The sequence below is a fragment of the Pseudoduganella sp. R-31 genome (genome assembly GCF_049913235.1).
Lineage (GTDB): Bacteria > Pseudomonadota > Gammaproteobacteria > Burkholderiales > Burkholderiaceae_D > Rugamonas.
Map to the genome: position 1 here is coordinate 4,897,980 of NZ_CP183986.1, position 19,886 is coordinate 4,917,865.

Consider the following 19,886-nt stretch of genomic DNA (forward strand, 5'->3'; position numbering starts at 1 on the left):
AAGAAACATCGGAAACAATTCAAGCGCCCTGGCGCCCCAAAAGAAAAGCCGCCAGACTGGCTGGCGGCTTGTTTCTTGTAATAACTGCTTACAAAGCTGCTACAAACTAATCGGGCGAACTGCAGAGGCAATGGGTCAGCGCCATGAACGGCTTGCGCTGGGCGGTCATTTCGTTCAACCAGCCCAGGTCCTGCACCACCTCGGTAGCCACGCCAGCCGGCATCCCGGCAGGCAGCAGCGAAGCGCGGGCCTGGTCGCCAAAGGCCTTGGCGGCAGCGGCCTTCGCAGTCGAGGCGCCGAAGAACTCCAGCACCTTGTCGAAGCGCGACACTTCACGCTCGATGTAGACGATACGCGGCTCGCCGCTCATCTTGGCACGGCGTGCAGCCGCCTTCAGCGCATCCTGGTAGCCGCCCAGCGTATCGACCAGGCCGCGCTCCTGCGCCTGCACGCCGGTCCATACGCGGCCCTGGCCCACGGCATCGATCTTGTCAGCCGTGGTCTTGCGCGCCTTGGCCGCCTTGGCGGTGAATTCCTCGTAGGTGTGGCCAATCACGCCCTGGATCAATTGACCGAAGCGAGGGTCCATCGGACGCAGCGGATTGCCTGCATCGCCCAGCCAGGTGGTGGTCTGTCCGGCGGTGTGGATGCCCAGCTTGTCGATCACCTTGTCCACGGTCGGGAACAGGGCGAACACGCCGATCGAGCCGGTAATGGTGGCCGGGTCGGCAATTACTTCGTCGGAAGCCATCGAAATCCAGTAACCGCCGGACGCGGCCACATTGCCCATCGAGACCACCACCGGCTTGCCTGCCGCGCGGGTCAGCTCCAGCTCGCGGCGGATCAGCTCCGAGCCGAAAGCGCTGCCGCCGGGCGAATCGACGCGCAGCACCACCGCCTTGATCGAACTGTCTTCGCGCGCCATGCGCACCAGGCGTGCCGTCGACGCGCCGCCGATCTGGCCGGCCGGCGCATCGCCGTCGCTGATTTCGCCGACCGCCATGACCACGCCGATCGCGTCGCCGGTCAGTTTAGGGAAGACGCGCGCCAGGTAATCGTGGAAGTTGACCTGGCGGAAGGACTTGGCCGCAGGATCGTCCACGCCGCGCTTGGTCATCATGACGCGCAGTTCATCCTTGGTTTTCAGGCCGTCGACCAGCTTGGCGTCCAGCGCTACCTGCGCCAGGTTGCCTTTTGCTTCAGCCACCAGTGCCGGCAGGTTGTCGATCGCCTTCATCAGCGCGCCTTCCGGCATCTTGCGCGACTGCTCCACCTGGGCGGTGTAGCGCGCCCACAGGTCGTTGTACAGGAAAGCATCCGCTTCCGCCGCCGCCGGCGAAGGGCCGTTGGCGATGAACGGCTCGGCGAAGCTCTTGTAGGTGCCGACCTTCATCAGGTTCACAGTCACGCCAACCTTGTCCAGCGCATCGCGGTAGTAATTGCGGTATTTGCCGAAACCGTCGAGGAACACTGCGCCCATCGGGTGCAGGTAGACTTCGTCGGCGTGAATCGCGACCTGGTACTGGCGCTGGTTATAACTGGAGCCCCAGGCCACGACCTTCTTGCCGCTGGCCTTGAAACGGTCCACCGCGGCGCCAATCTCGCGCAGCATGGCCTGGCCGCCGCCCTGCATTTCGTCCAGCACCAGCACGGCGCCGCCGATTTGCGGGTCCTTGGCGGCCGCATCGAGCACGTTCAGGACATCGCGCAGTTGCACGGATTTGTGCACTTCGCCGCCGGACAGGCCGGCCATCAGCGCGTCACGGCTGCTGCCGGACGATTGTTCAACCAAAGAGCCCTCCAGGTTCAGGACCAGCATGGTCTTGTCGCCCAAGGGCTTGACGCCGCCGCCGAACATGGCGGCAATCAGCAGCACCACGACCAGCAGGAACAGGAAGTTCATGGTGGCGCGGCGGCTTTTATCCACGGCATTCCAGAACCAGGCAAATCCACCGCGGACATACGAGAAAACAGAGCGGGACATCTTTACTCCTAGTGCAAAAAATGAAACTACTTCACACTATAAGCGACATTCGCCTTGGAGGGTGAAGAAATCAGGTAAAGCCCAGCCATGACCAGCAGGCCGTTGATGACCAGCAGCTCCAGGCCGATGCGGTAGCTGCCGAACAGGCTTTGCTGGTTAAAGTCGATCAGGGCGCACAGCAGCGGCCCGGCCAGCGCCACACACGGCGCCAGCCTGTCATTCACCGCCCGCCTGCTGAGCAGGCCGAAGGCGAACAGGCCAAGCAGCGGGCCGTAGGTGTAGCCGGCCAGCTTCAGGATCATGCCGATCATGCTGGCGCTGTCGATCCACTTGAACACCATCACCAGCAGCAGGAACAGCGCGCAGAAAGCCAGGTGCACCCGGTGGCGGATGCGCAGTTGCGCGCCCTCGCCAAGGTCAGCGCGCCGTTTCAGGCCCAGGATGTCGATGCAGAAGGACGAGGTCAGCGCCGTGATCGCGCCGTCCGCACTCGGGAACAGGGCGCTGATCAGGGCAATGATGAACACCAGCTGCAGCAGCGCCGGCATATGGCCCATCACCACGGCCGGGAAGATCTTGTCGCCGCTCACGGCCACGCCCACCTGCGGCGCATACAGGTACAGCAGGCCGCCGAGGAACAGGAACAGCGCCAGCACGCCGGCCAGGATGGCGTTCAGCGCCAGCATGTTCTTTTGCGAATCGCCCAGGGTCTTGACCGAGATATTCTTCTGCATCATTTCCTGGTCCATGCCGGTCATGGTGATGACGATGAAGATGCCCGCCAGCACCTGTTTCCAGGCGTTGCCAGGGCTATTGATATCGGTCGTGAAGACGCGCGCCAGCCCGGCAGAGCGCATGCGCTCCAGGCTTTCCAGCAAGCCCAGGTTCATCTCGTCCAGCAGGAAGGCCGTGCAGGCCACCAGGCCAAGCAGCATGCCGGTGGTCTGCAGCGTGTCGGTCCAGACGATGGTCTTGACCCCGCCCTCGTAGGTATACAGAAGGATCATCGCCAGGATGACCAGGTTGGTCAGCCAGAACGGCACGCCAAGGCTGTCCAAGATCACCGCCTGCAGGATGTTCACCACCAGGTACAGGCGCGCAGTGGCGCCAAGGGTGCGCGACAGGATGAAGAATGCCGCCCCGCTCTGGTAGGAGCGCCGGCCCAGCCGCACGTCGAGGTAATGGTAGATGGACGTCAGTTTCAGGCGGTAGTACAGCGGCAGCAGGATGCAGGCCACGGCGATATAACCGAGTACATAGCCGATCATGATCTGCATGTAGCCAAAGCCGTCGCGCCCCACCGCGCCCGGCACGCTGATGAAAGTCAAGCCGCTCAGCGTGGTGCCGACCATGCCGAAGGCCACCAGCATCCAGTTCGAACTCTTGTTCCCGATGAAGAAGCTGTCGTTGTTGGCGTTGCGGGAAGTGGCCCAGGCCACGCCCAGCAACAGGCCGAAATAGGCCAGAACCACGAGGAACAGCGAAACAGGTGACATTTTATTATCCAGCCGTGAAACAATTTGGGCTGCAATATACACCGGAATGCGGAAGCGACTTAGAATCCCCTGCAAACCAGAGGAAAACAATGTACGACCAACAGACCATCGAATTCGCCCGCGCCCAGGAGGCGCTGGTACTGCCGCTCGAATACCGCGTCCACGCCCAGGCCGACGGCCGCGGCGAGGGCCGCGAGGAGTGCATGCGCGATTATGCGCGCGTGCTGTATTCGTCTTCTTTCCGCCGCCTGCAGGGCAAGATGCAGCTGCTCGGCGTCGACGCCAACCGTTTCAACCGCAACCGCCTGACCCACAGCCTGGAAGTGGCGCAGATCGCCCGTTCCATCGCGGCCGACCTGGGGCTGGAGCGCAGCGTGGTATCGGAAACCTGCTCGCTGGCGCACGACATCGGCAACCCGCCTTTCGGCCATTACGGCGAAAAGATCCTGGACGAGCTGGCGGCCGGTTCCGGCGGCTTCGAGGGCAATGCGCAAGCCTTCCGCACCCTGCGCACGCTGGAAAAGAAGCACCACGCCTATGCTGGCCTGAACCTGACCGTGCGCTCCCTGCTCGGCATCACCAAGTACTTCCAGCGCCGTGCCGACAATCCGAAGAAATTCCTGTACGACGATGACTATGCGTTCCTGATCGGACAGCTCAACGCCGCCGGCATTACGGTCCGCAAGAGCATCGACGCCCAGATCATGGACCTGGCCGACGAAATCGCCTATGCCGCCCACGACGTGGAAGATGCGCTGAGCTTCGGCATCATCACCTGGGGCGAGATCGTCCACGAATTCAGGATCAGCAAGGACTTTTCCGCCGCCTACGAGCAATTCGCCAGCATCGCCAACCACGCCCACGAGGAAGCGCTGAAATGCGACATGCAGGAAAGCTCGGAGGAATATTCGATCGTGCTGCGCAAGGAGCTGACCTCGCAGATCGTGCATGAACTGTGCCGCGACATCGCCGTGGTGGAAGGCAAGCACGGCCCCGAACTGGGCTACCGCACCAAGGGCCTGCTGGCGCGCGGCCTGAAAAGCCTGCTGTGGCGCGCCATCCTGCGCAAGAAAGACGTGCAGCTCTACGAAAAGCGCGGCGAGAAAATCATCCGCGGCCTGTTCGAAGTCCTGACCGACAAGACCTACAACAAGGGCGGCATCCTGCTGCCGCCGGCCATCCGCAGCCTGAAGGATTCGCGCGAGCGGCTGGTAGTGGACTACATTTCCGGCATGATGGATTCCTACGCTGCCAGGGAATACGAAAAGTACTTCGGCCCCGGCAGCCTTGACCGCATCTATCCCCTCGCATGAACGATCCGCGCAGCGAATACGAGCGCCGCATGAACCGGGTGCTAGACCATATCGACCGCAACCTGGACGCGCAGCTTGACCTGCCGGCCCTGGCCGACATCGCCAACTTTTCGCGCTACCACTTCCACCGCATCTTCGCCGGCTGGATGGGCGAGACCATCGGCGACTATGTGCGCCGGCGCCGCCTGGAAGTCGCGGCCCACAAGCTGGCTGCCGGCGGTACGGTGCTCGAGGTCGCGCTGTCGACCGGCTTCGGCTCGGGCGAAGCCTTTGCCCGGGCCTTCAAGACCCGCTTCGGCAGCACGCCCACCGAGTGGCGCAACAGCACGCCCGAGCGCACGGCCGCGTTCCTGGCGGCGCAAAATAGCAATCTGGATCAGGCGAACAGCAAGTACGGTCAGGCCGGCGCAGGCGCGAACGGCGAACATGGCGTCTCCAACAACCCATTCGGAGAAATGATCATGGAAGTCAACATCGTCGACCTGCCAGCTGCCCGCATCGCCTACCGCCGCCACATCGGCCCCTACGGCCCGGCCGTCGGCCAGTTCTGGGCCCAGGCCGTCATGCCCTGGATGCTCGGCCACGGCCTGGCCGGCGCCACCTGCTACGGCATCGGCCACGACGACCCGAGCGTCACACCGGCCGACAAGTGCCGCTATGATGCCTGCGTCGAGATCCCGGAAGGTTTCGAGCCCGGCGGGCAATTCAGCGTCGCCCATCTGCCCGGCGGGCGCTATGCTGTCACCCGCTACACCGGTTCGCCGCGCGACATCGGCCCGGTGTGGAACCGCATGATGAAGGAATGGCTGCCTTCCAGCGGGCTGCAATGCGACGAGCGCCCATGCTTTGAACGCTACGAGAACCTTGCGACGCAGACCGACGGCAGCTTTACCTGCGAGATCTGCATACCTGTGAAAGCACTGTAGAAGAATGAACCCGGAATACCTGGCAATGCTGGTGGCGCGCGATATGCCCTACGGGAAGTACAAGGGCCGCAAGCTGGCCGACTTGCCAGGCCATTACCTGGGCTGGATGGCGCGCGAAGGCTTCCCGAAAGGGGAGCTTGGCGCGCTGCTGGCATTGATGTACGAGATCGACCACAACAACCTGCGCGCCCTGCTCGATCCGCTGCGCGCGCCCAGGCGCCCTTAGCAGCCGCTGGTGTTCACTGTGACCACTGGAGTGCCGCTGCCGTTGTAGTTGTATCGGACGGAGCACTGCGTCGGGTTCGGCGCCTCCTCGATTCGCCACCCGGCGTCGCCGCCGGGGATCTGGCTATTGCCGTAGCCGTAGAAAGTATAGTCGCCGGTCTTCACCGCGCTGGATGACAGGTAGCAGCCGCCGGCCGGTATCTTGGTGCCTTGCAGCGCAATGCCGATGCCGTCGCACCAGCGGTCAGGGTAGCCGCTCCAGACGCGCATGCTGGTCGTGTCGTCCAGGTCGACAAACGTGATGTTGGCCTGGGCGCCGGGCGTGCCTTCGCCCCTCAGCGCGGTAAGCGACTTGACCAGGCCGATCGACGTCCTGACCGATCCTGCAAGGGCCTGGATCGATGCGGTACGGGCGGAGGAGCCGAAGTTGATCATTTTCGGCAGCGCCACCGCAGCCAGAATGCCGAGGATGACGATGACGACAATCAGTTCGATGAGCGTAAAGCCCCTGGCAGGTGCGCGATGTCGATGCATGAAGAATTCCGGATTCAGGTCTTGCTAAACCGCCAGAGTATACCGGCGTTTGGCGCTGCGGCATACTTGAAAAATAATCGCTATTTCAACGGAGATAATTTGAACCGACTGTACATCACACTGCTGTGCGGAGTCCTGGGCTGTTCGCCCGCCTTCGCCGCAGACGCCGCCCTGCGCCACGCCCAGGCCCTGCTGGACCGCGTGCCCCTGGTCGATGGCCACAATGACCTGCCCTGGACCATCCGCGAAGACGCCGGCCATCCGATGGACGTGGACCACTACGACCTGCGCCAGCGCACCCCGCACGAAACCGACCTGGCGCGCCTGAAGCAAGGCAAGCTGTCCGCCCAGTTCTGGAGCGTCTACGTGCCGGGCGAGCTGAAAAGCGGCTGGGCCGTCGAGCAGCTGGAGCAGATCGACCTGGCGCGCCGCATGATCGCGAAATATCCTGAAAGCCTGGTGCTGGCCACCCGCAGCAGCGACATCGCCAAGGCCAAACGCGAAGGCAAGATCGCCAGCTTCATCGGCATGGAAGGCGGCCACGTGATCGAAAACAGCCTCGGCGCCCTGCGCGCCTACTACGACCTCGGCGCCCGCTACATGACCCTGACCCACAACAGCACGCTGGACTGGGTCGACGCCGCCATGGGTGAACGCAAGCACGGCGGCCTGACGCGCTTCGGCCAGGAAGTTGTGCGCGAAATGAACCGCCTCGGCATGCTGGTGGACCTGAGCCACGTCAGCACGGAAGTGATGCTGCAGGCGCTCGACACCAGCGAGGCGCCGGTGATCTTCTCGCACTCCAGCGCCCGCGCACTGGACGACCATCCGCGCAACGTGCCGGACGAAGTACTGAAACGGCTGCCGGCCAACGGCGGCGTGGTGATGGTAACGTTTGTGCCGGCCTTCGTCTCGCCGCAGGTGGCGGCATGGGGCAAAGGCCTGGGCGACGCCGCGGCAGCAGCCGGCGCCAGGCCGGACAGCCCGGAATTCAAGGCCGTCAGGGAAGCGTATATCGCCAAGGCCGGCCCGCAGCCGAAAGCCACCCTGGCCATGGTGGCCGACCACATCGAGCACGTGGCGCGCGTGGCGGGCAAGGACCACGTCGGCATCGCCGGCGACTATTACGGCTCCATCAACCCGGAAGGACTGGAAGACGTATCGACCTACCCTGCCCTGTTTGCGGAACTGATACGCCGCGGCTGGAGCGACAAGGACCTTGCCAAGCTGGCCGGCGGCAACCTGGTGCGCGCCTTCGCCGGCGCGGAACAAGTCGCTGCCCGCCTGCAGAAGGAACGCAAGCCTAGCCTGGCGCGCGCCGAATCGCCAGCTCCGCAAAGCCCGTAAGCGGGTCGTGCTCGCGCGAGAACCGGTGCGCCGGCAGCAGCACCAGCAGCAACTCGGCCGTGGTGCGCACGATGCAGCCGCGGCCCACGTGCCCGCCGAACACCCTGCCGCGCGCATCGGACAGCATCATGTGCAGGTGGGCGCCGTCCGGCGCCACCGAGCCGGCTACCGTCAGGATTTCCAGGTCGCCCAGCAACTCGGTCGGCTGCGCCAGCCCGGCATAGCGCAGCTGCGCCACAGACAGGCTGCCGATGCCCTGCACCAGGTAGCCGGCCGCAGCTCCCGCATCGCGCAGCGCCTGTTCGACGGCGCCGCGCAGGTCGTCGCCGGGATTCAGGCGCAAAGGCAGCGCGTCCATCATCCCTGCAGTCGCGGTGCGACCAGCGAAGTAAATTCGCCCTTCTCGATCAGGCGCTCCAGGTCGCTGAAGCCGCCAATCAGGACGCCGTCGATGAAGATCATCGGGAAGGTCGGCCAGCCGGTCCACATCTTCAGCGCCGTGCGGCGGCGCCACATGCTGAAGTAGCTGCCGTATTCGAGGTAGGCATACTTGGTGCCTTGCGCGTCCAGCAGGCGGCAGGTCTTTTTCGGGAACGGGTTCTGGCGCATGCCGACGACCACCACGCGGTTGGCCGCAATGGCCGCCTGCACTTCCGCCACGATGTCGGCATGGTTCTTCGCCACGCGTTCGCGGATGGCCGGGTGCAGGTGGGCGTCGTCGAGGATGGTACGGGTCATTGTTTTTCCTTGTGCAGTAAGTCCAGCGTGGCCGGGTCAGGCACGCCGCCAAAATATTTGTCGAGGCAAGCGCGGAACAGCGCTTCGTCCGGCGCGGCTTGCGCGAACAGCGTCATCGACGAATGAAATTTCATATTGTCCGGCGACCCGAAGATACCATGGACCGTGGCTCCCTGGACAGCCAGCACCAGCGCGCTGCACTGGCGCAGCCGCGCGCCCAGCAAGGGATGCGCCAGGTAGGCTTGCGCTTCGGCCAGCCCGCTGATCGCGTAATGCTGCGCCATGGCGCTGGCGCCGAGGCCGGCGATCTGCGGAAAGATGAACCACATCCAGTGGCTGCGCTTGCGTCCAGCCGACAGTTCGCTGACCACCTGTTGGTAGAGGCCTTCCTGCGCAGCGGTAAAGCGATCCAGTAGGTACATGGCCTGCCTCGAAAAGTTACTTTTCAATGAGCCATTGTCCTACAAACTCTGGTAGCGTGTTCTGATTAATTGGCGCCCCTGCCACGCCTACCATGACGACTCCTTGAACCGAATTGGGAGATGATCATGGCATCCAGTAATCAAGACAACCGCGGCGGGAACAAACAGTCGGGCGATACCAGCAACCGTGGCTTCGCATCGATGGACCCCGAAAAGCAGCGTGAAATCGCCAGCGAAGGCGGCAAGGCAGCCCACGCCTCCGGCAATGCGCACGAGTTCACCTCGGAAGAAGCGCGCAAGGCCGGCAGCATGAGCCACAAGAATGACGGCAACCGCCAGTCCGGCTCGTCCGAATCGGGCAGCCGCCAGAGCGGCAGCGGCGGCAGCGGTGGCGGCACCCGTGGCGGCACCCCTGAGCAGCACGCCGAAGCCGGCCGCCAAAGCCACAAAAACGATGACAAGCGCTAAGCGCGCCTAGTCAGGAACGGAACCGTCCAGCGCGACGGTTCAACAAGCCCGGTGGTCAGCGCGCAACCCGCGAGGATCACCAGGCAGCTCAATCCCATCTGCAACGAGAACGTCTCCCCCAGGAACAGGCAGCCCCACAGCACGCCAAAGGCCGGGATCAGGAACAGAGCACTCATCGCCTTGCTCGCGCCCAGCCGCGCAATCAATCCAAAGAACAGCACGTATGCGAACGTCGTGCACAGTGCCGCCAGCGCCAGCACCGCGCCCCAGGCCTTGGGCGAAGGCGGCTCGGCAGGCCACAGCGCCAGCGCCGGGCCAATCAAGAGCACGGCAGCCACCATCTGGCTGCCCGTCGCCACCGCCAGCGGCGGCGCTTCGGCCAGGTAGCGCTTGCTGAAATTGCCCGAAATCCCATACAGCAGCGTCGCCGCCAGGCAGGCCAGCGAGGCCAGCACCGTGCGCAGCATGTCTTGTTGCGGCAGGAAGTGCAGCTTGCCCGCCACCAGCAGCACCACGCCGCCAAAGCCCAGCGACAAGCCGGCCATGCGCGTGAGGGTCAAGCGTTCGCCGAGCCAGATGGCGCCGATCAGGGCCGCGAACAAGGGCGTGGTCGCGCTCAGGATGGAGGACAGGCCTGCCGGAATCGTCAGCGCGGCGAAATTGAACAACAGGAAAGGCAGGGCCGCATTGGTCACGCCAACAAAGCCGATGCCGCGCCAATGCTTGCGCAGTGCGCCGAGCTGGCCGCGCCACAACAGCAGCGGCAACAACAGCCCGGCCGCTGCGACAGCGCGCACCCCGCCCATTGCCGCCGCGCCAAACTCCGGCGCCCCGACGCGGATGAACAGATAGGAGGCGCCCCAGATCGCCGCCACCGACAACATGCTGCCCGCATCGGTCCGCTTCATGGCAATACTCCTGCCAGCGCTTCGCTTTCGGCCGGCGGCGCCACGCTGTCCGGAGCGCCGTAGGCGCGCTGCGTTGCCGGCCGCTGGCTGACGGCGTGGAACCAGCGCGCCAGGTTGGGATAAGCGGCCAGCCGTGCGCCGCGCGCACTCACCCAGGGGAAGCAGGCGATGTCAGCCACGGAGTATTGCTCCCCGCACAGGTAAGCCTGCCCTCCCAGTTCCTTGTCGAGCGCACTGTACAGCCCACCCGTTTCATTGCTGCGGCATTCGAATGACTTCTGCCAGAACAGCCACTGCCTCGTCGCTGCCCGTGCGCGCATTCCGGCCGGCATGCCGAAACCGGCCTTTTCGGCCAGGTAAAGCAGCATGGCGCCCGACTCCTGCAGCGGCAACGGTTCGCCGGCATCCATCGGCCAGTGGTCGACAATCGCCAGCGACCTGGCGTGGGGAATGCGGCGAAACGGCAATCCGGTCTCTTCCAGGAACATCAGCAATTGCTGACCTTGGGGTGTCGCGACGTAATAGAAGTCCAGCATGGCAATCCCTTTCGATGTTGGCAGGGACAGTTTGCACCGCAACATGGCCCCAAGAAAGGTCCAGTAATGGGTGATTTTATGGAGCCAGCGTCGCCTGGCGCCCGGTAACCGCCAAGCGCTTGCCTTCGCGCAGCATGCGTTCGAGGCCTGCCGCGCCGACCGGCTGGCTGAACAGGTAACCCTGGAGCTGGTCGCAGCCCAGGTCGCGCAGGAAGCTCATCTGTTCGATGGTTTCCACGCCCTCGGCCACGATTTCCCGCCGCAATTGCTTGGCCATGGTGACGACGGCGCGGGCAACACGCTTATTGACCAAGAGCAACCTTCGGCAGGTGCGAGCATAAACGTTCGAACAAGCCCGGTTCGGCCATGCGCTGCCGCCACCAGCGCAAGGCTGCGCCGGACTCGCCGCTGCGCCACGCGAGGTAGAAAGTTTCATCGGGCTTGGGCTCTTCCACTTCCTTTTCCACCAGCAGGCCGGCAGCAATCGCTTCGCGCGCGCAGCGTTCGGGCAGGAAGCCGAAGCCCAGCCCAGCGCACTGGTAGTCGAATTTGGCCTGCATGGTCGGCACCGTCAGCGTGTCCTGCCCCAGCACCAGGCCGACCGTGCGCGGCGCCAGCAGCCGTGCGGAATCGGCCGTGGCAATCGCGCGGTGCAGCTGCAACGCGTTGCGCCCCAGGCGGCCGGGCAGCTGCGCCAGCGGATGCTGCGGCGCGACCGCGAACACCCATTTCAACCGGCCGATGGGCTGCGACACATAACCGCCCCCGGCCGGACCGTCGCCCGGCGCGCCGACCACGAGATCGACGCGCCGGTCCAGCAAGGCCTCCCAGCTGCCGCCGAGCGTTTCCTGCACCAGGCGCAGGCGGGTTTGCTGGGTGACCTCATAGAAAGCGCGCACGTCCTGAGCCAGCACGGCGGCGCCGAACATAGAGTCAAGGCCGACTGCCAGCTCCGTTTCCCAGCCGGAGGCAACGCGCCGCACGCGCTGCTCCAGGTCGCCCGCCGCCTTGAGCAGGTAGCGTCCCTCCTTCAGCAGTTCGTGCCCGGCAGCTGTCAGTGCAACGCGCGGGCCGAAGCGCTCGAACACTTGCACCCCAAGCTCCTCTTCCAGCTTGCCGACTGTATAGGAAATGGTCGAAGGGACGCGGTACAACTCCCGCGCGGCGGCGGCAAAGGAACCGCCACGGTCGATGGCGTCCACGATTTGCAGGGCTTCCAGGCTGAGTCTAAGCATTCGATTTTTTCGATCATAGACAGGCAAATTATTCGCTTTTTAACACGATTGCCCGCACTTATACTGTGAAACATCTGATCGAAATTATCGCACAAGGAGCTAATCATGTTGCAAGTACGTAAATCTGAAGACCGCGGCGTTGCCAATTTTGGCTGGCTGGATTCGAAACACAGCTTCTCTTTCGGCCACTACTATGACCCGAACCATGTCGGTTTCGGCCCCCTGCTGGTGATCAACGAGGACAAGGTGTCGCCGGGCCAGGGTTTTGGCACCCATGGCCACCGCGACATGGAGATCATCTCGTATGTGCTGAGCGGTGCGCTGGAACACAAGGACAGCATGGGCAATGGCTCGGTCCTGCACTACGGCGACGTGCAGCGCATGACGGCTGGCACCGGCGTGCGCCACTCCGAGTACAACCACTCGAACAAGGAAGGCGTGCATTTCCTGCAGATCTGGATCCAGCCTTCGCAGGGCGGCATCGAGCCTGGCTACGAGGAAAAGCACTTTACGCCGGAGAGCAAAACCGGCGCCTTGCGGCTGATCGCATCGCCGGATGGGCGTGAGGGGTCGGTGCTGGTGCACCAGGACGCGTTGATCTACGCCTCCATCCTGAATGGCGGCGCAGGGGCCGTGCATGCGCTGGGCGCGGGGCGGCAGGCTTATGTCCACGTGATCCGCGGCACGCTGACCGTCAACGGCACCGAGCTGAAAGGTGGCGATGCTGCCAAGATTACCGGCGAGGAGTCGGTGACGCTGTCAGGTGGCGATAATGTCGAAGTTCTGCTGTTTGACCTGCCTTAAACCGGTAAACCTGGGTCTGACCCGCAGGGTCAGACCCAGTCTGCGGCGCGGCCAACGGTTCTGGTTCGAGACCGTTGGGGGTCAGACGGGACGGCCATCCGGCTTGGGGCTGACCCCTAATATCCGGGTTTTTGTTATGATTGCAGGGTTACACAACACAAAGATTGAAAGAGCATCATGCAGCCCGTAGCAGAACAACCGGTAAAAGAAGACCTGGACTACGTCACCTCGTGCGCCTTGCCGACGCCGTGGGCCCAGTTCACGCTGCATGCCTTCGTCGAACACGCGACCGGCAAGGAGCACCTGGCCATGGTGCTGGGCGATATCGGCAATGGCGAGCCTGTGCTGGCGCGCGTCCATTCCGAATGCCTGACCGGCGACGTGCTGTTCTCCCAGCGCTGCGACTGCGGCGCCCAACTCGAAGGCGCCCTGAAACGCATCGCCGAGGAAGGCCGCGGCGTGCTGCTCTACCTGCGCCAGGAAGGCCGCGGCATTGGCTTGATCAACAAGATGCGCGCCTACCGCCTGCAAGAGCAAGGTGCGGACACCGTGCAAGCCAACGAACAACTAGGCTTCAAGCCAGACCAGCGCAACTACGCCCTGGTTGAACCGATGCTCAAGCAGTTTGGGGTGAAGAGCCTGAAGCTGATGACCAACAACCCGCGCAAGATCGCGGCCATGGGCAGCCTTGGCGTCGAAGTCGCCGAACGGGTGCCGCTGCTGGTCAACCGCAATGCCTTCAACCAGCACTACCTGAATACCAAGGCGCTCAAGCTGGGGCACATGATGACCCCAGTCACCCCGCCAGCCGCCGAAGACGGCGAACTGTAATCCCCGCCTCACTCCCAGGTCTAAGGATTAGATGAAATTCACTAAACTTGCATTACTACTGACTTTGACCTGGGGCTGCGCAGCAGCCAACGCCCAGCAGGCTCCGGCCCAAGCCCCCGATGCAGTCGCCCTGCCGACACCATCGAGCACCGCGCAAAAACTCTATTCCGCCGCCAAGGCCGACCTGCTGCAGGTACGCTCGCTGCTGAAAACCGGCCGCACCCAATCCTCGGTCGGCTCCGGCTTCCTGGTCGGCACCTCCAACCTGGTGCTGACGAACTACCACGTCGTCTCGCAGTTCGCACTTGATCCGGATACCTACACCGGCGAATGGGTCGATACCGCCGGCCAGCGCGGCAATATCGAATTGCTGGCAGTCGATGTGCTGCACGACCTGGCCGTGGTGCGCGTCAACCGCTACGGCACCGGCTACTTCAAGCTGGGCGACAAGCCGGTCACCCTGACGCAAGGCCAGTACCTGTACTCGCTGGGCAATCCGCTCGACCTGGGCTTTGCCATCTCCGAAGGTTCGTTCAACGGCGTGATCGCGCGCAGCTTCTACGAGCAGCTGATGTTCACGGGCCCGATCAACGCCGGCATGAGCGGCGGCCCGAGCGTGACCGTGGATGGCGCGGTGGCCGGCATCAACGTCTCCAAGCGCCTCGATGGCGAACTGGTGTCCTTCCTGGTCCCTGCCCGCTACGCGCAAGAGCTGCTGAAGAAAGTCGATCCGGAGGCCAAGCCGCCGAAGGACTTCACCGCCATCGTCGCGCAGCAGCTTCTGGTGCACCAGAAGGCCATGATCGACCAGTTGCTGGAAAAACCGCTGTCCGCCAAGGCCATGGGACCGTACTCGGTGCCGGTGCGCGAATCGGAACAGATGCGCTGCTGGGGGCGGTCCAACGACCGCGATTCCTTCCAGGTGGAAGTCACCAATTGCCAGATGGAGTCGTCGCTGTTCGTCTCCGGCTCGCTGCAGACCGGCCAGGTGCAGATCCAGCATCAATACATGAAGAGCACGGGACTGGATGAAGTGCGCTTCGCTGTCCTGTCCAGCAACTCTTTCAAGAACGAGAGCTTCGGCAGCCACAAGGACAAGCGCCTGACCGGCCCGATGTGCACCGAACAATTCGTCAAGAACAGCAACCTGCCGATGCGCGCCGTGATGTGCGTGCGCGCCTACCGCAAGTTCGACGGCCTGTACGACTTCGCCCTGCTGACCTCCAGCACCGACGAAGGCAAGATGAACCTGCAAAGCCGCCTTGACGCGCGCGGCGTGTCCTATGAAAACGGCCTGCGTGCCTCGCGTGCCTTCCTCGAATCGCTGGCGCGCGGGGGCAGGAAATGAACGGCCCGTTCTTCATCGAGACCCTGGCGCGCAACGGCGACGTGCTGCATCGCCACCGCGTCGACAAGCTGCCGATCACCATCGGCCGCGGATACAACAACGACTTCATCCTGGACGACGCGCATACCGCGCCTACCCACGCCGTAGTAGAGCTGGCGGAAGACGGTGCGCTCGTGATGCGCGACCTGGGCAGCCAGAACGGCATCGTGGTGCACGGCAAGCGCCAGGCTTCGGTCCCGATCAACGGCACCACCGTGGTGCGCCTCGGCCACACCCGCCTGCGCGTACGCGACGCGGCATTCCCGGTTGAAGCCGAAGTCACCGATACCACCATGCATGCCTGGGAAGGCGGCGTGCCCGCGCTGGCAGGCATGGCGCTGATTGCCCTGTTCGTCGGCGTGACCGAAGCGCTGTCCGATACGGGCGCCTTCCAGGCCATCCGTTACCTGCTGGTGATTGTCACCGGCATCGGCGCCGGCATGGTGTGGAGTGGCGTCTGGGCCCTGGCCAATCGCATTTTCGGCGGTCATGCACGCCTTGGACGCCATCTGTTCATCCTTGGCAGCGGACTGGTAGCAATCGGCGCATGGAAGGCTTTGAGCAGCGTGCTGGCGTATGCCTGGTCGGCGGAAATGTTCACGCGCTACGGCAACCATGTGGTGATGCTGATCCTGGTGGCGATGATCTACAACCACTTGCGCACCGTGAAGCCGCACAAGCCGCGCGCCTTCATCTCATCCTGCGCCGTGTTCCTCGCCCTGGGCTCTGGCCTGATCCTGATGCGGAATTACGAGGGCGCCGGACGGCTGCGCGATGAGCTCTACATGTCGGTGATCCTGCCGCCCGAAGTCCGCCAGAGCAAAGACCACAGCGTGGATGAATTCATGGGCGATGCGGCCAAGCTGAAAGCTGCCGCCGATGAAGCGCGCAAGTCCTCGAAGCTCAAGAAGGACGACGAGGACGACGACGAGTAATCAGCTCGCGTAAGGCGCACCGCGCAGTTCGACGGTGTTGCCTTCGGGGTCGTTGACATAGATCGACGGCCCTTCGCCTTCCGCACCATAGCGTGATTCGGACGGGCCATTCGCCACGTCGTGCGCGCTCAGGTGGGCGCGGATCGCCGCCTCGTCAAACGGCTCGACGCGGAAGCAGAAATGGTCGACATTGCGCCCTTCCTTGCCCGGCGCAGCACCGCCCATCCTGCCCAGCTTTTTATCAACCGGCACCAGGTCCACCAGCGAGCTGCCAGCGCGCAGCTGGATCAGGCCGATCTCGTCCTGGCGGCGCTCGATCGTACAGCCCAGCACTTCGGTATAGAAGCGGATCATGCGGTCGGCGTCGACAACGCGCAGTACGATGTGGTCAATTTCGCGAATCTTGATCATCGTTTGTCTCCTTTGATTTAAGCGTCCGGAACGGGATTGCTGCCGGAGACGGGCACATAGCGCCCGCCGCGGAATTCGAACTTCATCGCCTGGTCGACGCGCTGCGCAGGAGCATTGCCATCCTTGCCTGCCTTGCTCACCGCGCCAGTGAAACGCAGCGTCAGCGCGCTTGCACCGGCAAGCTCCCAGCGGCCTTCGATGTCATAGCATTGGCCCGGCGGCACCTTCTCGTCGGCGTAGGCTGGATCGGCAGGATGCAAGCCTTGCACGATGCCGCCCAGGCGGTCGACGCAATCGGGGCGTGAGTAGACGTTGCTGCCCTTGATCTTTTGCAGCAGGAGCGGCTGTGCTTTCACGCCGTCGGCGCCGATTGCATACAGCGCGATGACATCCACGCAATGCCCTTGCCAGCAGCTTCCCCAGGTAGCTTGCAACGCCTGCGACTTTGCGGACAATGGAGCCGTCGCCAACTGCACCCGTCCTTCAAAGCCCTGCAGGGCGAACGGCTCCTGGCGCCTGGCGATCTTCCAACCGTCCTTGCCGGGCTTGAAGGTATAGGCTGCAAGGCCGGCCGGCGTGCCGTGTGCAACTTGCGGCTCGCCGCCATCGCCTGCCGGCATCATGGTCGCCAGCAGCACGATGCGACCCGGGGAGACGCGCACCACCTGGCGCGGCAGCACGATGACGTTGCGCTTCCTGCCTTGTTTCGCATTCCAGCCGCGCGTAGCGGCGCTGGTCGGGATCGACTGCAAACGCCCGCCCTCCTCGTCGACCCACTTCGGGAATGCGATTTGCAATAGTTCGTCAGGCTGAGGGTCGGCCGCTTGTGCGATCGCCAATGCCGGCACCGCCAGCAACGCAACAAAAACAAGCTTCATCAATATTCTCCTAGATCCGCAAGCGGCGGCGGTCATTGAGGAAAGTCTCGAGCTGCGCAGGCGTCAGCACCTTGACCGGGTCGCCATGGAAGACGTACAGGTAAGGCTCCCCCCCGAGACGGTCGGTCATCTTCGCCAGCACAAGGAAACAGGTACCCAGCGGATAAACGGCCGTATCGCGCAACTGCCGCGAACACTGAACCCGCATCTCCGGGCTGAACGCCTGCCCATTCACCGGCCGCAGCACCACCTGGCCGCATTCCTCGACCGATTCCACCGCCACATCGCGGTAATCAAAAGTATCCCTAGTCATCCCGCGATCTTACCTGATCCACCTCAACACATGTGCCGTCGAAGCGCTTGAGCATCAACTTACCGCCCGGCTGCTTGACCTCCTTTTCCAAAGGCCTGGACTGACCATGTCAATCTTCTGGGACGAACTAAAGCGAATAGTCGGATTCGTGGAAGGGCGAATTGCCAAGTTGACCTACTGCTATGAAAGCGAGACCCTCAGTGTCATTTCCTTTCGAAAAGCCACCAGGCCAGAAGCCCTTCAATATCACATCATCCTGCGTGAGCGAGACGGATTGGGACGCAATTGACGCGATGAAAGACGATGACATTGTCCCGACTGAGGAATGTTCCGAGATGCAATCGCACGATTTCGAACGAGGCAGGCTGCTTTTCAATGGACGCACCCCAACACAAGAAGAAATTGAAGAAGGACGGCGCATCATCCTTCAGTACCACAACCGCTCACAAGGTGCAAAGAGTGGCAGGTGAGCATCAGGCAAGACATGCCTGGGCCGAACCGGACAAGTCCGGTCCATGGCAGTCCAACGCCGCCTTAAGATTCGACCTTCAACTCCCTAATTGCCGCTACAGCCCTATTCCAGGCCTGGCGGACCTGAATATGTTCGTGTTGAGCGCAACGCTCCGCTAACCGCATCAAGTAAGGGGCCGGTCTCTTTTCAATTTCCCTCGCCACGGCTTCTCCGTAAAAGAAATTCGAATCAGAAGCGAGCCGGCTCAATAACCTTTCGTCTCGTAGATCCATGGAGGGAATAATCGCGAGCACAGCGGCCTCGATCTCGGGATCGCTATTGTCGAGCAGATCGGTAATCAGTTGGCTCAGAGCAACTTGATCCTCAACAATAGTGGATCTTGAGGGATGGAGATCACTGAACCATAGGCCTTCCCGTTTTGCCTTCCCGACGAAATCCATGAACTCCGCAAGCGATGCAAACACGACTCTCGAATCGCCATCATGCGACAAGAAGAGAACACTTCCCTTCAAAGCGGGATGATTCAAATAGATATGATGGTCACTCGTATTCGGATCATCCAGAACAATTCCGTTGAGTACACGGACAACTGGATGCGATGCGATGGCGCACGTGCATTTTTCAGCATGAACACGATCGAGAAGATTGATTCCAATGTCCCAACGCTCCGAGTAGTCGCCATTTAGGACAGGAAAGTATCGATCTAGCTCAGGTGGCAATTTCGTCGGCTGCGCGCCCCATTCTGGCGTGACAAGTGCCCGCAATTTTGTTCACTTTGGAAACGGCCACATACCTGTCTTTCAAGCCAAGGCAAAAGGTTTGCCGCGCGCCCAGCGGTTTGACGACAGCGAGAATGTCAGTGCGCGCACCTGGTGGTACCAGCCGGCCGGAACGAAGAGCATATCGCCAGGCTGGACGATCACTTCGATCATCGTGGCCTGGCGCGCCAGCGGGTAGCGTTCGAAATCTGGCGCTTCGGGATCGAACGGGCTGCCGAACAAGACCGGATTGGCCTCGCGGGTGTAAAGGAACTCGTCGTGGTGCGGCGGCGCGAGGAAAATCCGCTTGCTGCCCCAGACCTGCGCGAAAATGTTGTCGTCAAAGTCGCTGTGCAGCGGCGTGACAGTTCCGGCGGGGCCGATCCAGAAGCGCGGCGGCCCCATCTTTTCGAAATACGCCGGCCAGTGGCACAGGCTATTCAACTCGCGCAGTTCGAGGTTGCCGAGGTATGGCGGCAAGCCTTCAGCCACATCGGCGAGATCGAGATACTCGCGCATGGTCATGTCCTGCATCGCGCGGTCGGGTGCGAAGGCAGTGCCGATGTAGTCGCCAACGCGTGCGCGCACGTGTACATCACCAAAGCGCTCTCGCAGCACTTCCGGACCGAGCGCGCAGATCGGCCAGCGTGCAACTGCGCCGGGAATCAGGAATGGCAGCCCTTCACGCGCCCGTGTGCGGAACGCCGTTGCGCTCATCGGGCGTACGCGCGGCACGGCATCGATGGCCGGCAAAGCGCGGGCTGCCGCGCGGATGGCTTCACGCATCTCCTGCATCGAAGACACGCCGCGCACCGCAGCGTCGCGGCGCTCGCGTGCTTCGGCTTTGGCGGCTTGCGCCGCCTCCCCGTCCGGCAGGTTGCGCGAAGCTTCGAGCGGCCGCAGGCGCGACGCAGCAAGCGCTGCGCCGGGCGCTGGTTCGCGCGGCGGCTGGCGTGACGTCATGG

At 63.1% G+C, this 19,886-nt stretch carries 24 protein-coding genes; 9 read left to right on the forward strand and 15 right to left on the reverse strand.

The window, feature by feature from the left end:
* Positions 1 to 106: 106 nt before the first annotated feature.
* Together sppA and ACN9MY_RS22125 are read right to left on the reverse strand one after the other, a co-directional pair.
* Positions 107 to 1,984, reverse strand: a complete 1,878-nt coding sequence (sppA, locus tag ACN9MY_RS22120) for a signal peptide peptidase SppA (protein ID WP_426336161.1) — start codon at positions 1,982 to 1,984, stop codon at positions 107 to 109.
* Between the two features lie 26 nt (positions 1,985 to 2,010).
* Positions 2,011 to 3,480: a sodium:solute symporter gene (locus ACN9MY_RS22125; RefSeq protein ID WP_426336162.1), complete on the reverse strand. Its 1,470-nt coding sequence runs from the start codon at positions 3,478 to 3,480 to the stop codon at positions 2,011 to 2,013.
* A gap of 89 nt (positions 3,481 to 3,569) precedes the next feature.
* Between ACN9MY_RS22125 and dgt the strand changes: the two genes are divergently transcribed.
* Genes dgt through ACN9MY_RS22140 form a run of 3 tightly spaced genes read left to right on the forward strand, consistent with a single transcriptional unit; the run spans position 3,570 to position 5,945 of the window.
* The gene (gene dgt / locus ACN9MY_RS22130) at positions 3,570 to 4,793 is read left to right on the forward strand and encodes a dGTP triphosphohydrolase (protein WP_426318634.1); all 1,224 of its coding nucleotides are present in this window, start codon (positions 3,570 to 3,572) and stop codon (positions 4,791 to 4,793) included.
* Positions 4,790 to 5,719 (forward strand): AraC family transcriptional regulator, encoded by a 930-nt coding sequence (locus tag ACN9MY_RS22135; RefSeq protein WP_426318635.1) that lies wholly within the window; start codon positions 4,790 to 4,792, stop codon positions 5,717 to 5,719. Before dgt ends, ACN9MY_RS22135 begins: the two co-directional genes overlap by 4 nt.
* A gap of 4 nt (positions 5,720 to 5,723) precedes the next feature.
* The gene (locus ACN9MY_RS22140; protein WP_426318636.1) at positions 5,724 to 5,945 is read left to right on the forward strand and encodes a DUF3820 family protein; all 222 of its coding nucleotides are present in this window, start codon (positions 5,724 to 5,726) and stop codon (positions 5,943 to 5,945) included.
* On the opposite strand, the gene ACN9MY_RS22145 is transcribed toward ACN9MY_RS22140, so the two are convergent.
* On the reverse strand, positions 5,942 to 6,478 hold the full coding sequence (locus tag ACN9MY_RS22145; RefSeq protein ID WP_426318637.1) for a pilus assembly FimT family protein: 537 nt from the start codon (positions 6,476 to 6,478) through the stop codon (positions 5,942 to 5,944). The two genes, ACN9MY_RS22140 and ACN9MY_RS22145, sit on opposite strands and share 4 nt — an antisense overlap.
* A gap of 99 nt (positions 6,479 to 6,577) precedes the next feature.
* Here ACN9MY_RS22145 and ACN9MY_RS22150 point away from each other — a divergent pair, with 99 nt between their 5' ends.
* Positions 6,578 to 7,825, forward strand: a complete 1,248-nt coding sequence (locus ACN9MY_RS22150; RefSeq protein WP_426336163.1) for a dipeptidase — start codon at positions 6,578 to 6,580, stop codon at positions 7,823 to 7,825.
* Here ACN9MY_RS22150 and ACN9MY_RS22155 read toward each other — a convergent pair.
* The 3 genes from ACN9MY_RS22155 to ACN9MY_RS22165 are packed head-to-tail and all read right to left on the reverse strand — an operon-like array spanning position 7,782 to position 8,985.
* Positions 7,782 to 8,183: a PPC domain-containing DNA-binding protein gene (locus ACN9MY_RS22155; RefSeq protein ID WP_426323825.1), complete on the reverse strand. Its 402-nt coding sequence runs from the start codon at positions 8,181 to 8,183 to the stop codon at positions 7,782 to 7,784. The genes ACN9MY_RS22150 and ACN9MY_RS22155 overlap by 44 nt on opposite strands.
* Positions 8,183 to 8,563: a glutaredoxin domain-containing protein gene (locus ACN9MY_RS22160; protein ID WP_426162705.1), complete on the reverse strand. Its 381-nt coding sequence runs from the start codon at positions 8,561 to 8,563 to the stop codon at positions 8,183 to 8,185. The genes ACN9MY_RS22155 and ACN9MY_RS22160 overlap by 1 nt, the downstream gene beginning before the upstream one ends.
* Positions 8,560 to 8,985 (reverse strand): DUF1810 domain-containing protein, encoded by a 426-nt coding sequence (locus tag ACN9MY_RS22165; RefSeq protein WP_426318639.1) that lies wholly within the window; start codon positions 8,983 to 8,985, stop codon positions 8,560 to 8,562. Before ACN9MY_RS22165 ends, ACN9MY_RS22160 begins: the two co-directional genes overlap by 4 nt.
* A gap of 126 nt (positions 8,986 to 9,111) precedes the next feature.
* On the opposite strand from ACN9MY_RS22165, the gene ACN9MY_RS22170 reads away from it, so the two are divergent.
* The gene (locus tag ACN9MY_RS22170; protein ID WP_426162709.1) at positions 9,112 to 9,453 is read left to right on the forward strand and encodes a KGG domain-containing protein; all 342 of its coding nucleotides are present in this window, start codon (positions 9,112 to 9,114) and stop codon (positions 9,451 to 9,453) included.
* On the opposite strand, the gene ACN9MY_RS22175 is transcribed toward ACN9MY_RS22170, so the two are convergent.
* From ACN9MY_RS22175 to ACN9MY_RS22190, 4 genes are all read right to left on the reverse strand, one after another.
* A complete protein-coding gene (locus ACN9MY_RS22175; protein WP_426336164.1) occupies positions 9,450 to 10,361 on the reverse strand; it encodes a DMT family transporter in 912 nt (303 codons plus the stop codon). The two genes, ACN9MY_RS22170 and ACN9MY_RS22175, sit on opposite strands and share 4 nt — an antisense overlap.
* On the reverse strand, positions 10,358 to 10,897 hold the full coding sequence (locus tag ACN9MY_RS22180) for a glutathione binding-like protein (protein ID WP_426336165.1): 540 nt from the start codon (positions 10,895 to 10,897) through the stop codon (positions 10,358 to 10,360). Before ACN9MY_RS22180 ends, ACN9MY_RS22175 begins: the two co-directional genes overlap by 4 nt.
* A 76-nt stretch (positions 10,898 to 10,973) precedes the next feature.
* Positions 10,974 to 11,210, reverse strand: a complete 237-nt coding sequence (locus ACN9MY_RS22185) for an EAL domain-containing protein (RefSeq protein ID WP_426336166.1) — start codon at positions 11,208 to 11,210, stop codon at positions 10,974 to 10,976.
* A complete protein-coding gene (locus ACN9MY_RS22190) occupies positions 11,200 to 12,132 on the reverse strand; it encodes a LysR substrate-binding domain-containing protein (protein ID WP_426336167.1) in 933 nt (310 codons plus the stop codon). The genes ACN9MY_RS22185 and ACN9MY_RS22190 overlap by 11 nt, the downstream gene beginning before the upstream one ends.
* Positions 12,133 to 12,237: 105 nt before the next feature.
* Here ACN9MY_RS22190 and ACN9MY_RS22195 point away from each other — a divergent pair, with 105 nt between their 5' ends.
* From ACN9MY_RS22195 to ACN9MY_RS22210, 4 genes are all read left to right on the forward strand, one after another.
* Complete coding sequence (locus ACN9MY_RS22195; RefSeq protein ID WP_426336168.1) at positions 12,238 to 12,936, forward strand: pirin family protein; 699 nt, start codon at positions 12,238 to 12,240, stop codon at positions 12,934 to 12,936.
* Positions 12,937 to 13,113: 177 nt separating this feature from the next.
* Positions 13,114 to 13,767 carry a GTP cyclohydrolase II gene (gene ribA, locus ACN9MY_RS22200; protein WP_426162722.1) on the forward strand — a complete coding sequence of 218 codons (654 nt, stop codon included), beginning with the start codon at positions 13,114 to 13,116 and terminating at the stop codon, positions 13,765 to 13,767.
* A gap of 31 nt (positions 13,768 to 13,798) precedes the next feature.
* Positions 13,799 to 15,115, forward strand: coding sequence for a S1 family peptidase (locus ACN9MY_RS22205; RefSeq protein WP_426162725.1), 1,317 nt, complete (start codon positions 13,799 to 13,801; stop codon positions 15,113 to 15,115).
* A complete protein-coding gene (locus ACN9MY_RS22210) occupies positions 15,112 to 16,089 on the forward strand; it encodes an FHA domain-containing protein (protein WP_426318643.1) in 978 nt (325 codons plus the stop codon). The genes ACN9MY_RS22205 and ACN9MY_RS22210 overlap by 4 nt, the downstream gene beginning before the upstream one ends.
* Here the strand turns inward: ACN9MY_RS22210 and ACN9MY_RS22215 are convergent, their stop codons facing one another.
* From ACN9MY_RS22215 to ACN9MY_RS22235, 5 genes are all read right to left on the reverse strand, one after another.
* Entirely contained in the window at positions 16,090 to 16,500 is a 411-nt protein-coding gene (locus ACN9MY_RS22215; RefSeq protein ID WP_426162730.1) for a VOC family protein, read from the reverse strand.
* 17 nt (positions 16,501 to 16,517) lie between these two features.
* Positions 16,518 to 17,378, reverse strand: a complete 861-nt coding sequence (locus ACN9MY_RS22220; protein WP_426336169.1) for a hypothetical protein — start codon at positions 17,376 to 17,378, stop codon at positions 16,518 to 16,520.
* 10 nt (positions 17,379 to 17,388) lie between these two features.
* Positions 17,389 to 17,691, reverse strand: coding sequence for a hypothetical protein (locus ACN9MY_RS22225; RefSeq protein WP_426336170.1), 303 nt, complete (start codon positions 17,689 to 17,691; stop codon positions 17,389 to 17,391).
* 534 nt (positions 17,692 to 18,225) lie between these two features.
* Entirely contained in the window at positions 18,226 to 18,927 is a 702-nt protein-coding gene (locus ACN9MY_RS22230) for a hypothetical protein (RefSeq protein WP_426162736.1), read from the reverse strand.
* A gap of 36 nt (positions 18,928 to 18,963) precedes the next feature.
* Positions 18,964 to 19,884: a cupin-like domain-containing protein gene (locus tag ACN9MY_RS22235; protein WP_426336171.1), complete on the reverse strand. Its 921-nt coding sequence runs from the start codon at positions 19,882 to 19,884 to the stop codon at positions 18,964 to 18,966.
* Positions 19,885 to 19,886: the final 2 nt, after the last annotated feature.

What these genes read in the sequence shown, in the direction of transcription:
- sppA (WP_426336161.1), bottom strand. Translation starts at nt 1,984, where the DNA reads ATGTCCCGCTCTGTTTTCTCGTATGTCCGCGGTGGATTTGCCTGGTTC.
- ACN9MY_RS22125 (WP_426336162.1), bottom strand. Translation starts at nt 3,480, where the DNA reads ATGTCACCTGTTTCGCTGTTCCTCGTGGTTCTGGCCTATTTCGGCCTG.
- dgt (WP_426318634.1), top strand. Translation starts at nt 3,570, where the DNA reads ATGTACGACCAACAGACCATCGAATTCGCCCGCGCCCAGGAGGCGCTG.
- ACN9MY_RS22135 (WP_426318635.1), top strand. Translation starts at nt 4,790, where the DNA reads ATGAACGATCCGCGCAGCGAATACGAGCGCCGCATGAACCGGGTGCTA.
- ACN9MY_RS22140 (WP_426318636.1), top strand. Translation starts at nt 5,724, where the DNA reads ATGAACCCGGAATACCTGGCAATGCTGGTGGCGCGCGATATGCCCTAC.
- ACN9MY_RS22145 (WP_426318637.1), bottom strand. Translation starts at nt 6,478, where the DNA reads ATGCATCGACATCGCGCACCTGCCAGGGGCTTTACGCTCATCGAACTG.
- ACN9MY_RS22155 (WP_426323825.1), bottom strand. Translation starts at nt 8,183, where the DNA reads ATGGACGCGCTGCCTTTGCGCCTGAATCCCGGCGACGACCTGCGCGGC.
- ACN9MY_RS22160 (WP_426162705.1), bottom strand. Translation starts at nt 8,563, where the DNA reads ATGACCCGTACCATCCTCGACGACGCCCACCTGCACCCGGCCATCCGC.
- ACN9MY_RS22165 (WP_426318639.1), bottom strand. Translation starts at nt 8,985, where the DNA reads ATGTACCTACTGGATCGCTTTACCGCTGCGCAGGAAGGCCTCTACCAA.
- ACN9MY_RS22170 (WP_426162709.1), top strand. Translation starts at nt 9,112, where the DNA reads ATGGCATCCAGTAATCAAGACAACCGCGGCGGGAACAAACAGTCGGGC.
- ACN9MY_RS22175 (WP_426336164.1), bottom strand. Translation starts at nt 10,361, where the DNA reads ATGAAGCGGACCGATGCGGGCAGCATGTTGTCGGTGGCGGCGATCTGG.
- ACN9MY_RS22180 (WP_426336165.1), bottom strand. Translation starts at nt 10,897, where the DNA reads ATGCTGGACTTCTATTACGTCGCGACACCCCAAGGTCAGCAATTGCTG.
- ACN9MY_RS22190 (WP_426336167.1), bottom strand. Translation starts at nt 12,132, where the DNA reads ATGCTTAGACTCAGCCTGGAAGCCCTGCAAATCGTGGACGCCATCGAC.
- ACN9MY_RS22195 (WP_426336168.1), top strand. Translation starts at nt 12,238, where the DNA reads ATGTTGCAAGTACGTAAATCTGAAGACCGCGGCGTTGCCAATTTTGGC.
- ribA (WP_426162722.1), top strand. Translation starts at nt 13,114, where the DNA reads ATGCAGCCCGTAGCAGAACAACCGGTAAAAGAAGACCTGGACTACGTC.
- ACN9MY_RS22205 (WP_426162725.1), top strand. Translation starts at nt 13,799, where the DNA reads ATGAAATTCACTAAACTTGCATTACTACTGACTTTGACCTGGGGCTGC.
- ACN9MY_RS22210 (WP_426318643.1), top strand. Translation starts at nt 15,112, where the DNA reads ATGAACGGCCCGTTCTTCATCGAGACCCTGGCGCGCAACGGCGACGTG.
- ACN9MY_RS22215 (WP_426162730.1), bottom strand. Translation starts at nt 16,500, where the DNA reads ATGATCAAGATTCGCGAAATTGACCACATCGTACTGCGCGTTGTCGAC.
- ACN9MY_RS22220 (WP_426336169.1), bottom strand. Translation starts at nt 17,378, where the DNA reads ATGAAGCTTGTTTTTGTTGCGTTGCTGGCGGTGCCGGCATTGGCGATC.
- ACN9MY_RS22225 (WP_426336170.1), bottom strand. Translation starts at nt 17,691, where the DNA reads ATGACTAGGGATACTTTTGATTACCGCGATGTGGCGGTGGAATCGGTC.
- ACN9MY_RS22235 (WP_426336171.1), bottom strand. Translation starts at nt 19,884, where the DNA reads ATGACGTCACGCCAGCCGCCGCGCGAACCAGCGCCCGGCGCAGCGCTT.